This window comes from Tenacibaculum xiamenense (assembly GCF_964513065.1).
Lineage (GTDB): Bacteria > Bacteroidota > Bacteroidia > Flavobacteriales > Flavobacteriaceae > Polaribacter > Polaribacter xiamenense.
In genome coordinates this window covers 22284-35937 of record NZ_CAZEQU010000015.1, presented here as the reverse complement: position 1 = coordinate 35937, position 13654 = coordinate 22284, and the positions used below count along the sequence as shown (strand labels likewise).

The following is a 13654-nucleotide window of genomic DNA, read 5'->3' as shown; positions in this document are numbered from 1 at the left end:
AAAATGTTTGTCTTTTATCTAAATTATTGATGCGTTTACACAAATCTATAAAAAATATACATTGTTTTTACATCAAAAATAATTAATGTTTAAAATGTCTTGTCCCAGTGAATACCATTGCTACGTTGTTTTCATTACAATAGTCAATGCTTAATTGATCCTTAATTGAACCTCCTGGTTGAATTACACTTTTTACTCCAGCATTATCTGCTATTTCAACACAGTCAGGGAATGGGAAAAATGCATCGCTAGCCATTACTGATCCAGACAAATCGAAATTAAAACTTTTCGCTTTTTCAATTGCTTGTCTTAAAGCATCAACTCTACTAGTTTGCCCCGTTCCGCTTGCACATAATTGTTTGTTTTTAGCCAAAACAATTGTGTTTGACTTTGTGTGTTTGCAAATTTTAGAAGCAAATAATAAATCTTCTAACTCTTTTTCAGATGGTTTATTGTTTGTAGCATACGTTAAATCCTCTAAAACATCTGTTTTATTATCTTTATCTTGGACTAATACTCCATTTAAAGCAGTTCTTACTGTTTGTTCAGGAAGAGCAACATCTTTTTGAATTAAGATAACTCTGTTTTTCTTTCCTTTTAAAATCTCTAAAGCGTCATCATCATAAGAAGGAGCAATAACAACTTCACAGAACAATTTATGAATTTCTTCGGCAGTTGCCTTATCTATTTTATCATTAGCTATTAAAATACCTCCAAAAGCAGATACAGGATCTCCAGCCAAAGCATCTACATAAGCTTGGTGCATTGTATCACGTTGAGCAAAACCACAAGCATTATTATGTTTTAAAATAGCGAAAGTAGGAGCCTCTCCCTTAAATTCGTTCATTAAATTGACAGCGGCATCAACATCTAACAAATTGTTATAACTTAACTCTTTACCATGAAGCTTATCGAACATTGCATCCAAATCCCCAAAGAAATATCCTTTTTGGTGAGGGTTCTCTCCATAACGTAAAGTTTTTGAAGTGGTTTCACTTGCTTTATATACTACTTCATCTTCATTAAAATAATTGAAAATAGCAGTATCGTAATGAGAAGAGATATTGAATGCTTTCGCAGCAAACTTTTTTCTTTCAGAAATACTTGTTTCACCGTTATTCTTATCAATGATCGATAAAAACTCATCATATTGCTCCATTGATGAAACAATTACGGTATCTTTAAAGTTCTTAGCTGCCGCCCTAATTAAAGAGATTCCTCCGATATCAATTTTTTCGATAATGTCTTGTTCAGCAGCTCCAGAAGCAACTGTCTTTTCAAAAGGATATAAATCAACAATTACCAAATCAAGTTGAGGAATATTATATTCTTGCATTTCTGCAACATCACCTTCATGATCCTGTCTGTTTAATATACCTCCAAAAACTTTTGGATGTAAAGTTTTTACTCTTCCTCCCAAAATAGATGGGTAAGAAGTTACGTCCTCAACAGGTACTACGTTAATACCTAGATCTTTAATAAACTTCTCAGTACCGCCAGTTGAATAAATAGTAACATTTAACTCATTAAGTTTTTTTACTATTGGCTCTAATCCGTCTTTATGAAATACGGAGATAAGTGCTGATTTGATAGTTTTTGTGTTGCTCATTTTTGTTGTGTTGTTAAACGAGCAAAAGTACTAAAACCCTGAGGGTTTTACAATAGAAGAATTTAACTTTTTTACATTAAAAAACGCTGTCAAAATATAACATTTTTAGACAGCGTTTTTAACAATCAGATAAAGTGAGAATTTAGTTTTCACTCTGCATTTTCTAGAAAATTTCTAAACCATGTAGTAAATTTCTCTATTAACGATTGTTGAGCTCTGTTCTGAGAATTAGTATCACTCAGAGCGGCGTAAGTGGGGAATTCTTTACGACTCATAAACTAAGGGAATTAAATGTTAATAAAGTTGTTAATAAATATTTTATCAAATAAAGTAAAAAAAACTTTAATAATCAAGTATTTAAGTGTATTTTATACAAAATTGCTAACTTTCTCGCAAACAAACTCTAATAATTCTTCGTCTGCCTTCGAAAAAGGATTAATTGAATGCGAATCGATGTCAATCTGTCCAATGTTTTCTCCATTGACAAAAATTGGAATTACAATTTCGGATTTAACTTTCCAACCACATGAAATATAGTTGTCTTGCTCACTAACATCTTGCACTACAAAATTTTCATTACTGACAGCAACCTGACCACAAATTCCTTTTCCAAAAGGAATTATTGTGTGTTCCGTAAGTTCGCCATTAAATTGAGCTAATTTTAACTCTTCTTTATCTCCGTTTCTAAAGTAAAAACCTACCCAGTCATAATAAGAAATCTCAGACGCTAGGTGGTCGCAAATTTGTTGAAGTTTATCTTCCTTAGAAATCGGGGAATCACAAATTTTTCCAATTTGTGTTTTTATTTCTGCTATTTTATCCATAATTTAAGGTTCAAATAATAGTTGATAACAACGATGCAAAAATACTTTTAAGAAATGTATTGAGAAAATATTTATCGTTTTTTATAACTTTGCTTTAATGAGAATTTTATTCCAGAAAATATCATCTGTATTTTTAGCACTCATGCTAATACTTTCAACGATTTCTTTTACCGTTGAGAAGCATTTCTGTGGTGATTCTTTGGTGAATATCTCTTTTTTAGGAGATGCTGGCGCTTGTCAGGATGAGCCTGATGATGATTGTGCCGATTCATTGTTGACCTTAGAAAAGGACTCTTGTTGTAAGAATGAGATTACCTATTTAGAAGGACAATATGAGATAAACAAAGCAATAAAAGAGAAAAGCCTTTTTAATAAGATAAATAGTGTTGCTGTATTAAATGAAGAAAAGGTATTTCAGTTCTTCGGTGTTGTAGATACTCTCGACCTATTAAACCAGGAATATTCACCCCCTCAAATAACATACGATATCCAATTACTTTACGAAGTTTTTATCATATGATTTGTATTTAAACCTCAGGTTTAGAATAGAAATAATTGATAAAATAGAAAAATATGAAAAGTATAATCAGTACAATGGTGCTGTTTATAAGTGTAGTATCTTTTTCTCAAAGTCCCCTCAAAGGAACAATTTCATATATAAATGATTCAGGGATTGAAGAGTCAATTCAAGGAGCTTCGGTATATTGGTTGGGAACGCAAGTAGGTACGTTTACCAATGAAAGAGGAAGCTTTGTATTACCTTATAAAAAAGAGTATAAAAAAATAGTAGTTAGTTTTGTAGGGTTCAAAACTGATACGATAATAATAAACAAAAACACCCCATTAAGTTATGTTTTAAAAGAAGAAAATACTTTAGAAGAAGTAGAAATAAGAGTGGAGAAGGAGGCAACTCAACGATCTTTCTTTGAAGCGCAAAATGTTATGAATGTAGGAAGTGCTGAGTTGTTGAAAGCAGCTTGTTGTAATCTATCTGAAAGTTTTGAAACAAATCCATCAATTGATGTGAATTTTTCTGATGCTTTAACAGGAGCAAAGCAAATACAAATGTTAGGATTGAAGAGTCCTTATCTTTTAATTACCCAAGAGAATATTCCATCTATACGCGGAGCATCTCAGGCTTTTGGCTTGACATTTACTCCAGGAACATGGGTCGAAAGTATCCAAATAACAAAAGGAGCTGGAAGTGTTGTTAACGGTTTTGAAAGTATTTCTGGTCAAATTAATGCTGAGCTAGTAAAACCTTTTAGTGATAGTAAATTTTTTGTCAATTTTTATGGAGCGCTAGGAGGTAGATTAGAGTTAAATACGCATATCAACAGAAAAGTTTCTGATAAATGGCAAACAGGAATTTATGTTCATGGAAATCATAGAGGACAGAGGTTTGATCGTAATAGTGATGGTTTTTTGGATAATCCATTGGCAAATCAAATAAATATCATGAATAGATGGCAATATACCGACTCGGAAAAAGGTTGGGTTAGCTTTATTAATTTAAGGTATTTAAATGATAGCAAGCAGATGGGGCAACTCAATTTTGATTTTAATGAAGGGAAGGGGAGTACTGAAGTTTGGGGAAGTGAGATTGAAACTTCAAGATTTGATTTATCTACCAAATTGGGATATGTTTTTCCTGAATTACCCTTCCAAAAAATTAGTTTTCAGCTAGCATATTCCAATCATGATCAAGAGTCTTATTTCGGATTACGAGATTATAATATCAATCATAAAAGTTTTTATGGAAACGGACTGTTTAGTTCTATTATAGGAGATACAAGGCATAAGTTTAAAACAGGCTTTAGTTTCTTATATGATAAATATTCAGAATTAGTTATTGATAACAGCTTTGGTAGGACTGAACGCGGAGTTGGAGCTTTTTTTGAATATGCTTATGACAATAATGACAACTTTAGTTTAACAGCAGGGCTTCGATTAGATACTCATAATTTATTAGGAACGTTTGTAACACCAAGAGTTCATGTTCGATATACTCCTTGGGTAAAAGGAGTTTTAAGAGCTTCTTTTGGAAGAGGAGTAAGGAGCGCTAACATTTTTGCTGAAAACCAACAGTTGTTTGCTTCATCGAGAGCTATAAATGTGCAGAGAGAAGGAGGGCAAATTTATGGGTTAAACCCTGAAGTTGCTTGGAACTACGGTTTTTCCTTTTTGCAAGGATATAAATTGTTCGGACGTAAAGGTAGTTTTAGTGTTGAGTACTATCAAACTACTTTTCAGGATAAAGTTGTTGTCGATTGGGAAAACTCTAGTGCTATTTCGTTTTATAACTTAAAAGGAGATAGTGAGGCTAAAAGTTTTCAGGTTGAAGTAAATCAAAATTTGATACCTTATTTCAATCTTCGATTAGCGTACAGGTTGAATAACGTTACTACTGATTATAATGAAGGAAGATTGACAAAGCCATTATTGGCAAGAGATCGTTTTTTTACGAGTATATCCTATGAAACACCGTTGAAAGCGAATGGAGCCAAGTGGAAATTTGATACTACTTACAACTGGTTAGGAAAACAACGATTACCTGGAAGTCAGGAAGATCTTCTTAATAGAGGTTTAACCCAATATGCTCAATCATTCAGTACACTTAACGCTCAAATAACAAAAGTTTTTTCGGAGAAGTTTGAGGTTTATGCTGGAGCTGAGAATATTACAGATGTTCGTCAAAGTAGTCCAGTGTTAGGTAGTAATAATCCTTTTGGGGAAAATTTTGATACAACGATAGTTTATGCGCCAATTTTTGGTAGCAATTATTACACAGGTTTAAGATTTAAATTAAATTAATTATGAAGAAAATAGTTTTAATAGTATTGTTAATTATGGCAGGAATATCGGTTTCTGCTCAAAAGAAAAAAAAGAATGCAAAAGCGGTAATCAAGGTTGATGGCGTTTGTATGATGTGCAAGAAAAGAATAGAAAAAGCAGCCTTGTCTACAAAGGGAGTTAAATACGCCATTTGGAACGTAAATACTCATGACCTTAGTTTGATTTTTGATGAACGAAAAACTAATTTAAAATCAATTAAAGAAGTTGTTGCTAATGTTGGGCATGATACAAAGGAAATAAAGGCAACAAAAGAGGTTTACGATAATTTACATCCTTGTTGTAAATACCGTGATGAGGAAGTAAGAGATGATCATAAGCAGAAAGGAAAGTAAGTTTAAGCAAAATCCCGAGTTCAACTCGGGATTTTGTTATATCATATGTAAATTATTTAATTCTTGATTGGTAAGCTCTCTCCATCTACCACGAGGTAAATTCTTCTTTGTTAGTCCTGCGAATATTACACGATCAAGTTTTGTGACACTGTAATCAAAATGCTCAAATATTTTACGAACAATTCGGTTTCTTCCTGAGTGAATTTCAATACCAACTTCATTCTTTTTTCCACCTTCTACATAAGAAACAGCATCGATAAATACTTTTCTTCCTTCAATAACAACATCACCTCTCAATTTTTCCAAGTCAGCTAAAGTTAGCTTTCTATCTAAAGTTGCGTGATATAACTTTCTTACATTGTGTTTAGGATGAGTTAGCTTCTTGGCTAGTTCTCCATCGTTTGTAAATAAAAGTAAGCCTGTTGTATTTCTATCAAGTCTTCCGACTGGATAAATACGCTCAGAAGTAGCATTGCCAACTAGCTCCATTACTGTTTTTCTACCACGATCATCTTCCATAGTGGTAATGTAGTTCTTAGGCTTATTTAATAAAATATATCGTTTCTTTTCCATTGAAAGTAATGTTCCATCGAAACGTACTTCATCACCTGGCTGAACTTTATACCCCATTTCAGTAACTAATTTACCGTTAATAGTAACGCTACCATGCTCTATAAAGGTGTCGGCCTCTCTTCTTGAACAAATACCAGCATTTGCTATGTACTTATTTAAACGAACACCTGACTTTGCCTCTTGTTGAGGTTTTGTATTATCGGGTTTTGATTTTTTAAAGTTTTTCTTGAATTGAGGTTTGTTATGAGGATTGCTGTTTCTTCCAGCATGTCGTCCTCTCGACGAGTTTTTTGAATTCATATCTATGTTTTAAAAACGCGTGCAAAAGTACACTAATTATTTGAAAATTAATCCAAAACGTGAATTACTTTGTCTAGAATCAACGTTTTATCTATAAATAGTAGGCTAAATACACCAATTAAAAGTAATAGTTTCAGTATATTATGTAGCAAACGATATTGGTTTTTCTCTTTGGCTTTGTTTATATAAAACCCAACAAAAAATAAAATAAAAGCTGCGAAGTAAAAGTAATACTTCATATAGGTAATTGCTGGATAATTGAATAATATGGCTACTGGTAGTAGTGTTAATATTAATAGGAAAATAATTACTTGTTTCGACTTTTTTTCCCCATACTTTACAGGAAAGGTGTTGTAATTGTTAGCAATAGCTCCTTTTATGTTTTCTAAATCCTTAATTATTTCTCTAACCATGATAACTAAAAATAGGAAGCACGCATGAACAAATATTACTTTAGAAAAGTTCTTAAAATGAACTAAAATCGCAAAGAATGGTAGTATGGTCAAAACAGTAACCGAGGTAAGTCCAACGATTGGATATTTTTTGAGTTTATGGGAATAAAACCATATTGCAAAAATATAACAAGCAAAAAAAAGAGCAGCGCGCCAAGAAACCAACCATCCAAAACAAAAGCCAATAAAATTAAGGATAAAATAGAGAGATAGTTTTGTTTCTTGTTTTACAAAAGAATCTAATCCAGCTTTAATAGGACGGTTAATTCGGTCTGCTTTTACATCATAAAAATTATTAATAATATAACCTCCCGCGATTACACATGTAGTGGCCAGTACTAAATACAATAAATGAAAATCAAGAAGTATATGTTTTAGCGACTTTTGTTCAGAGAAAATAAAAATAGCAGCTAGATATTGGGCTGCTATTAATATTAATATATTATATCCTCTAACTACTGATAGAAGACTGAAAATTTTATAGAAGAGTGTATTTGCTTTAGATGTAGTACTCATAGCAAAATAAGTGTTTTAAAAACGATACACTAATTCTAATTTATAATCTTTTAAACTGTTTTTGGCTTTTTCGAAGTCCTCGGTAAAACCTAAAATATATCCGCCACCACCTGATCCGCATAGTTTCAGGTAGTAATCGTTTGTTTGAATACCATTTTCCCAAACCTTATGAAAGGCTGAAGGAATCATAGGTTTAAAATTCTTTAAGACTACTTTAGACAGTTTTTTTACATTTCCAAATAGAGATTTCATATTTCCTTGTAAGAAATCTTCGATACAAGCATCAGTATGAATAGAAAACTCTTCACTTAACATTTTTCTAAAGCCTTCATTTTTCATCTTATTCATAAAAATGCTAACCATTGGCTCTGTTTCTCCTATTTGCTCAGAATCTAGTAGAAATACAGCTCCTTTACCTTCTTTTTGAGAAGGTATACCCGTTGCTTCAATATTTTCTTTAGAATTAATTAATATTGGAAGACTTAGGTATGAGTTTAGAGGGTCTAAGCCCGAACTTTTTCCATGGAAATACGATTCCATAATAGAAAAAATTTCTTTTAGCTTCAATAATTTATCTCTGGTTAAATTTTCAAGAACTGTAATTTTGTTAATGGCGTACTTATCGTATATAGATGCAACTAAGGCACCAGAGCTTCCAACTCCATATCCTTGAGGGATTGATGAGTCAAAATACATTCCATTATCAATATCACTCTTAAAGCTTTTAAGGTCAAAATCCACAAGCTCAGTATCGAGCTTTGCTAAGTAGTCGTAAAGTCCAATAAGACTTGAGTTTGATTTCTTAGCTTCACCTGTTAAAGTTTTTACTGATTTGAGAGCTCCTTTATATGAGTTAAAGGGGATTGCTAGCCCTTTGGAGTCTTTGATAATACCATATTCTCCAAAGAGTAAAATTTTAGCATAAAATAAAGGTCCTTTCATAGATTCTTTGTAATTACAATATTGCAAAAATACGAGTAATTGTTCTAGTTTCCAATTTATTACTTCGTGTTTTTGTGGAATGTCTTCCAAATACCTGATTTCTCGTTATCTCGATATTTACCTTTTTCTTTTATTTTTCCATTTTTATAAAAGATTTTCCACATACCAGAACGTTTTCCTTGGTCATATCTTCCTTGTTCTTTGAGTTCGCCTGACTCATAATATACTTTTCTTAAACCGTGGAGTTTGCCATTTTTGTAATTTGCTTTATGAGAGGCATTCCCATTTTGGTAGTAATAAATTACTAAACCATCAAATTCTTCTCCTCCTGGAGTGTTCACGCTACTGAATCCTTCCATTTGAACTTGACCATTCTTATAGTAATCAACAATCCAAAACCCATTTTTAATCTTCTTTGGGTTAGGACGATAATACTCTCCTTCTGATTTGTTTGTTGGTTGCCAGTTTGCATCAAACCATATAGTTTCCTGTGCTATAATAGATGATGTTGAAAACCCAACAAACATTATATAAAATACGATGGTTGAAATTTTCATAATTAAAGAGGTTAAATGTTAAAAAGTTTGTGCCCCGAAGCCTGTATTATCACAAATATACTGATTTTTTTGGCAAAATTTTAACAATTCTGCATTTATGAATTCTTCAACTTGCTGTTTTTCATTGTGTGGGTATAAAACGTGGACATTTGCCCCGGCATCTAATGTAAAGCATATATTAGAGTTAGATTTCGAACGGTATTCCCATATTTTATTGATAACTTCAAGTGTATTAGGCTTCATAAGTATAAAATAAGGATTGCTCGTAAGCATCATGGCATGAAGAGTCAGGGCTTCACTTTCCACAAGCTCTATAAAATCTTTTATTTTTCCTTCCTGAAGTATTTTGGAAATCTTGGTTAAATTGTCATTTGCTTGTTTGAATCTCTGTTCGGCAAAAGGATGATCATGCATTAAATTATGACCTACAGTACTTGATACTTGCTTTTCGCCTTTGTCCACTAACAATATGCAATCTTGATAATTTTCAAAAATAGGGTGAACTTTATAAGGGAATTTAATGCCATAATTATCTGAACTTCCTTCAATATCGGGATGTTCTCCCCAAACGACCAAAGGACCTTCGATACTTCTACTTGCACTTCCAGAACCTAATCGAGCTAGAAAAGAAGCTTTTTGAGTTAGGTAGTTGTCATCTAGATTTGGATTCAACTCTTTTTCTAAACTGGTTAGACATTTTGCAATGGCAGACATTCCGCTTGCAGAAGAGGCAATACCACTACTATGAGGGAATGAGTTTTCAGAATGTATTACCATAGAGTAATTAAAGATATACGGGCAATATTCCTTAATTCTGTCGAAAAACTTGGCTATTTTTGGTTTGAAGTCATCTTTTCTTTTTCCTTCAAAATAAAGATCAAATTCAACTTCTGAACTTTTTTGAATTTTTTGAAATTCTATTTTCGTTTTAGTATGGCAATTATTTAATGTAAAACTAATAGACGCATTTTTGGGAAGTTGAGGTTCTGTTTTTCCCCAGTACTTTACAAGCGCAATATTACTTGGAGTTTGCCATTGATGTGTAGCTTTTTCAACCAATTTAACGGCTTCTTGAAAAATAAAATTGACCATATTAAATATGTAGATTTTTTAGCAAAAATACATGATTTTTTCCATTACAGTTGTCCTCTAAAAAGTAAATATACTCTAGGCAAAGAATTTTTGAATTAATGGAAGATTATGAGGATTACATACCTTGTTTTTCAGTTAAATGGAGCTAAGTTTTTGTAAGACATCTTCTTTATAACTTCTGCTAATTGGAACGGACTTTTTGTTAATTTCAATATATTCATTGGTGAATGATACAATTTGTTTAATTGAAACAATGAACGATCGATGTACTCGAATAAAATTATGGTTTGGCAACTTACTTTCTAAGTTGCTTATAGTTTCTCTAGTGACAATAGTTTTTGATTTTGTATGAATCTTTACATAATCACTCAAACTTTCTACATAAAAGATGTCATCAAAATCAACTTTAATCATTTTTCTATCAGAACGCAAGAATATAAAATTATTAGTATGTGAGCTTGGTACGGCGATTCCTGATGATGCTTCCTGGGGTGGATTTGAGGTTTCGAATAACTTGTTTACTGCTCTTAAAAATCTGTCAAAGGCAATAGGTTTTAGTAAGTAGTCGATAGCTTGTAAATCGAATCCTTCGACAGCATATTCTCTATATGCCGTCGTAAAAATTACTTTAATATTTTTTTGGATGGATTTAGCAAAAGTTAGCCCTGATATTTCAGGCATGTTAATATCTAGAAAAATTAAATCAATAGCATGATTATTAATTAGATTCAATCCCTCCATTGCACTTGAGCAACTTTTTATTAAGTTTATGTTTGGAATTTTATCTATGTATGTAGCAAGAATTTCCCTAGCCATAGGTTCATCGTCTATAATTATGCAATTAACTTGTTTCTTCATTTTTTAGTGGAATTGTTAATGTTGCTGAAAATACTTGTTTATCGATGCTTGTATTTAAAGAGTACTTGTCTTTGTATAACATAAATAATCGTTTTTTTATGTTTTCTAATCCAATTCCCTTAGCATTTTTGTTTGATGGTTTGGCACTATTTTTAACTTCGAAATAGAGAGAGGATTGGTTAACTTCTAGTCTAATATTTATTGATAATACTCCTTTTATAGGAACACCGTGTTTGAAAGCGTTTTCAACAAAAGGAAGTAAAAGCATCGGAGCTATTTCAATATTTGTTTTATTAACTTCTTTTAGAAATTGGATCTTAAGATTTTCTTGGAACCTCATTTTTTCAAGGGTGATATAATCTTCAATGTGTTCAACTTCATTACTTAATGGTACCAAGGGTTTTTCTACTTGGTATAAAATATAGTCCAAGAGATTTGATAACCTCAGGATCATATCAGGAGCTTCATCGGCTTTTTTTAGAGCAAATCCATATAATGTATTTAAAGTATTAAATAAGAAATGAGGGTGGATTTGCATTTTTAAAAACTTAAGTTCTTGCTCCTTTAATTCTAATTGAGTTTCGAGAAATTTGTTTTTTAAATTTTGCTTTTCATCAAGTACCCTATAATTACTCATTAATATTTTGAATCCACTAACCAATGTGATAATCAATAGCACGCATATTGAGATAACCGAAGGATTTTTAATTAATACAGGCATTTGTTGATATTCAAGGTTGAAGAAAAATGTAAACCCCAGAATTATGGTTAGTGTAACTCCGAATAATGTGAAAATTAGAGTGTATACAGTGTATAGAGCAAATTGCCAATATTTTTGAGTTAGTAAAAAATCAGGTATGAGTTTGCTAATAAAAACATAAGTAGCAACAATAGTTATTGAAGCCATTATGATTGAGAAAAAAAGAAGGAAGGAATGGTTTTGGCTTCCTGAACTAAAGAAAAGATAAAAAAATCCCCAAACGATTCCCCAAAACAAAATATGTAATGGAACCTTTTTTGAGAATGATATTATAAGCTTTTGCATCATGCAAAAAAGTGAAAAATAATTTAATTTGCCTGCTAAATATAGATGAAATACTAAATTAAAGATGGATTCGACTTAATATTTTATTATTTAATGAAATATTGAGATCATTGCAGAATCAAGAAGGAAAATTGTTGTTAGTCTCAAAATATTCAATTGAAGTTAAAAGCGGGTATACATTAGCGACAGAAACAATTAAAAAATTTATTATGACTATTTTACAACAAACGAGAGAGTTAACATCGGCTGAAATGGATGCACTTATAGAAGAAGGAGGTAGAAGTAGTGTTAACATATTAAATGAGGGAGGTTATTTATTTATGATTCCCTTGCTTATTCTTTTATTGGTGGTGGTTTTTCTATTTATTCGAGGGTTTAAATCTAATACTGAAAAGAATGCTCAATTATTAAAATCTATCGGGTTATTTTCGTTAGCCTTTGGTGTTTTAGGTTTTATACTAGGGATGTTAGGTGCTTTGGAGGCAATTGCACTTGCGAATAGCATTAGTCAACAAGTTTTGGCAGCTGGATTAAAAGTAGCGCTTATAGCTCCGACATTTGGATTGGTCATTTTGGTGTTTGCTAGATTATTTGACATTATTCTCCTTTGGATGAGAAAAGAAAAGGAAGAATAAGAAGTATAAAAATTGAAAAGGTAAGCTTAAAAGAGCTTGCCTTTTTTATGATATAGGGGTATTTAAATTGCAATCATTTTAAAAATAGAGTTTTAATGGTTTTTAAAATTGAAAGACTAGGGAAAACCCTTATGTTAAATCTAGGGTTTTTGAGTAGTGATAAACTTATAAATTTTAACATATTAAACAGGTAAACTATTATAACTTTGCAACTGTTCTAGGAGACGTCTTAGAATTTTTCTTTTTCATAGCAATTTTCCCGCTCTATTTTGGAGCGGGTTTTTTTATCCTTTAATTCAATAGAATACATCTACAGAAATCTACCTTTTGTCGAAGTAGTTGACGTTTAGTTTTTTATGTGTTTTATATTTACACCAGTAACAAAGAAAACAATATTCCCCTTATATATTTTCCCCTTGAATATTAGCAGGAAGACTTCAAAAAGAAGTCTTCTTACTGTTTTATAGAGGTTCGTTTAAATCTTTATATAGGTCTAATTCAAATTTGCAAGATTCTTAAATAAGCTTTAAGTTTGAAAAAAATTGTAATAGATAATACCCAGAAAAAACATACCAAAAAAATACTTTACTTACACTTTAACCGTTTAACCTTTGCGATACATAATTTATTTAAATAGTTAAAATGTTAAGTGTCCAAGATAGCGTCCCCTCAAGTAAAATCTTAGAGAGCTAAGTTTTGTTCTCATTTTAAATTTATTTAATTATTAAAATACCTATTTCTGTTTTGGAAATAGGTATTTTTGCGTAAACAAATATCCGTGAGTAGAAAAATCAAATTGATATGGGACTTTAAAGGTCCTGAGGGACTTGAAACAGCGAAACATCATTGCATTCATTTGAAAGAGTTTGCTGAAATAGATAATCTAACATATCATGAGGTTAATCATGAACAACTTCATGAGTTTCATGTGATAGCTTTCATTACAGTAGATGAAGCCGATATGAAAACATTTAGAGATGCGTTAAAACCGCATCGAGGAGTTCTAGCAAACTAAACAGAAGAATTTTAAGCTACAAATAAACTTCTAGTTAGGAAGTTGTTT

General features: G+C 31.6%; 14 protein-coding genes. 5 read left to right on the top strand and 9 right to left on the bottom strand.

Going from position 1 to position 13654, the window contains the following annotated elements; all coding sequences use genetic code 11:
* Nucleotides 1-82 precede the first annotated feature (82 nt).
* Both purH and ACKTTV_RS06540 read right to left on the bottom strand, forming a co-directional pair.
* Nucleotides 83-1609, bottom strand: a complete 1527-nt coding sequence (purH, locus tag ACKTTV_RS06545; RefSeq protein WP_408030025.1) for a bifunctional phosphoribosylaminoimidazolecarboxamide formyltransferase/IMP cyclohydrolase — start codon at nt 1607-1609, stop codon at nt 83-85.
* Between the two features lie 368 nt (nt 1610-1977).
* Nucleotides 1978-2433 (bottom strand): GAF domain-containing protein, encoded by a 456-nt coding sequence (locus ACKTTV_RS06540; RefSeq protein WP_408030024.1) that lies wholly within the window; start codon nt 2431-2433, stop codon nt 1978-1980.
* Between the two features lie 97 nt (nt 2434-2530).
* Here ACKTTV_RS06540 and ACKTTV_RS06535 point away from each other — a divergent pair, with 97 nt between their 5' ends.
* From ACKTTV_RS06535 to ACKTTV_RS06525, 3 genes are read left to right on the top strand one after another with little or no spacing between them, the layout of a single operon-like run.
* The gene (locus tag ACKTTV_RS06535) at nt 2531-2953 is read left to right on the top strand and encodes an HYC_CC_PP family protein (protein ID WP_408030023.1); all 423 of its coding nucleotides are present in this window, start codon (nt 2531-2533) and stop codon (nt 2951-2953) included.
* Between the two features lie 53 nt (nt 2954-3006).
* Complete coding sequence (locus ACKTTV_RS06530) at nt 3007-5247, top strand: TonB-dependent receptor (RefSeq protein ID WP_408030022.1); 2241 nt, start codon at nt 3007-3009, stop codon at nt 5245-5247.
* A 2-nt stretch (nt 5248-5249) separates the two neighbouring features.
* A complete protein-coding gene (locus ACKTTV_RS06525) occupies nt 5250-5621 on the top strand; it encodes a heavy-metal-associated domain-containing protein (protein WP_408030021.1) in 372 nt (123 codons plus the stop codon).
* Nucleotides 5622-5657: 36 nt separating this feature from the next.
* On the opposite strand, the gene ACKTTV_RS06520 is transcribed toward ACKTTV_RS06525, so the two are convergent.
* The 7 genes from ACKTTV_RS06520 to ACKTTV_RS06490 all read right to left on the bottom strand — a co-directional run bounded on the left by ACKTTV_RS06520 (nt 5658) and on the right by ACKTTV_RS06490 (nt 11959).
* The gene (locus ACKTTV_RS06520) at nt 5658-6494 is read right to left on the bottom strand and encodes a pseudouridine synthase (RefSeq protein WP_408030020.1); all 837 of its coding nucleotides are present in this window, start codon (nt 6492-6494) and stop codon (nt 5658-5660) included.
* A 47-nt stretch (nt 6495-6541) separates the two neighbouring features.
* Nucleotides 6542-7462 carry a geranylgeranylglycerol-phosphate geranylgeranyltransferase gene (locus ACKTTV_RS06515; protein WP_408030019.1) on the bottom strand — a complete coding sequence of 307 codons (921 nt, stop codon included), beginning with the start codon at nt 7460-7462 and terminating at the stop codon, nt 6542-6544.
* Nucleotides 7463-7477: 15 nt separating this feature from the next.
* Nucleotides 7478-8404, bottom strand: a complete 927-nt coding sequence (locus ACKTTV_RS06510) for a mevalonate kinase family protein (RefSeq protein WP_408030018.1) — start codon at nt 8402-8404, stop codon at nt 7478-7480.
* A gap of 59 nt (nt 8405-8463) precedes the next feature.
* The gene (locus ACKTTV_RS06505) at nt 8464-8961 is read right to left on the bottom strand and encodes a toxin-antitoxin system YwqK family antitoxin (protein ID WP_408030017.1); all 498 of its coding nucleotides are present in this window, start codon (nt 8959-8961) and stop codon (nt 8464-8466) included.
* An 18-nt stretch (nt 8962-8979) separates the two neighbouring features.
* Nucleotides 8980-10053, bottom strand: coding sequence for a diphosphomevalonate/mevalonate 3,5-bisphosphate decarboxylase family protein (locus ACKTTV_RS06500; RefSeq protein WP_408030016.1), 1074 nt, complete (start codon nt 10051-10053; stop codon nt 8980-8982).
* A gap of 135 nt (nt 10054-10188) precedes the next feature.
* The gene (locus ACKTTV_RS06495) at nt 10189-10911 is read right to left on the bottom strand and encodes a LytR/AlgR family response regulator transcription factor (RefSeq protein WP_408030015.1); all 723 of its coding nucleotides are present in this window, start codon (nt 10909-10911) and stop codon (nt 10189-10191) included.
* Nucleotides 10895-11959 carry a sensor histidine kinase gene (locus ACKTTV_RS06490; RefSeq protein WP_408030014.1) on the bottom strand — a complete coding sequence of 355 codons (1065 nt, stop codon included), beginning with the start codon at nt 11957-11959 and terminating at the stop codon, nt 10895-10897. The genes ACKTTV_RS06495 and ACKTTV_RS06490 overlap by 17 nt, the downstream gene beginning before the upstream one ends.
* Before the next feature lie 206 nt (nt 11960-12165).
* Between ACKTTV_RS06490 and ACKTTV_RS06485 the strand changes: the two genes are divergently transcribed.
* Entirely contained in the window at nt 12166-12591 is a 426-nt protein-coding gene (locus ACKTTV_RS06485; RefSeq protein ID WP_408030013.1) for a MotA/TolQ/ExbB proton channel family protein, read from the top strand.
* Nucleotides 12592-13369: 778 nt separating this feature from the next.
* Nucleotides 13370-13606, top strand: coding sequence for a hypothetical protein (locus ACKTTV_RS06480; RefSeq protein ID WP_408030012.1), 237 nt, complete (start codon nt 13370-13372; stop codon nt 13604-13606).
* The last annotated feature ends 48 nt before the right edge of the window (nt 13607-13654 follow it).

Coding starts and splice junctions, on each gene's coding strand:
- purH (WP_408030025.1), bottom strand. CDS start 1,609: ATGAGCAACACAAAAACTATCAAATCAGCACTTATCTCCGTATTTCAT.
- ACKTTV_RS06540 (WP_408030024.1), bottom strand. CDS start 2,433: ATGGATAAAATAGCAGAAATAAAAACACAAATTGGAAAAATTTGTGAT.
- ACKTTV_RS06535 (WP_408030023.1), top strand. CDS start 2,531: ATGAGAATTTTATTCCAGAAAATATCATCTGTATTTTTAGCACTCATG.
- ACKTTV_RS06530 (WP_408030022.1), top strand. CDS start 3,007: ATGAAAAGTATAATCAGTACAATGGTGCTGTTTATAAGTGTAGTATCT.
- ACKTTV_RS06525 (WP_408030021.1), top strand. CDS start 5,250: ATGAAGAAAATAGTTTTAATAGTATTGTTAATTATGGCAGGAATATCG.
- ACKTTV_RS06520 (WP_408030020.1), bottom strand. CDS start 6,494: ATGAATTCAAAAAACTCGTCGAGAGGACGACATGCTGGAAGAAACAGC.
- ACKTTV_RS06515 (WP_408030019.1), bottom strand. CDS start 7,462: ATGAGTACTACATCTAAAGCAAATACACTCTTCTATAAAATTTTCAGT.
- ACKTTV_RS06510 (WP_408030018.1), bottom strand. CDS start 8,404: ATGAAAGGACCTTTATTTTATGCTAAAATTTTACTCTTTGGAGAATAT.
- ACKTTV_RS06505 (WP_408030017.1), bottom strand. CDS start 8,961: ATGAAAATTTCAACCATCGTATTTTATATAATGTTTGTTGGGTTTTCA.
- ACKTTV_RS06500 (WP_408030016.1), bottom strand. CDS start 10,053: ATGGTCAATTTTATTTTTCAAGAAGCCGTTAAATTGGTTGAAAAAGCT.
- ACKTTV_RS06495 (WP_408030015.1), bottom strand. CDS start 10,911: ATGAAGAAACAAGTTAATTGCATAATTATAGACGATGAACCTATGGCT.
- ACKTTV_RS06490 (WP_408030014.1), bottom strand. CDS start 11,959: ATGATGCAAAAGCTTATAATATCATTCTCAAAAAAGGTTCCATTACAT.
- ACKTTV_RS06485 (WP_408030013.1), top strand. CDS start 12,166: ATGACTATTTTACAACAAACGAGAGAGTTAACATCGGCTGAAATGGAT.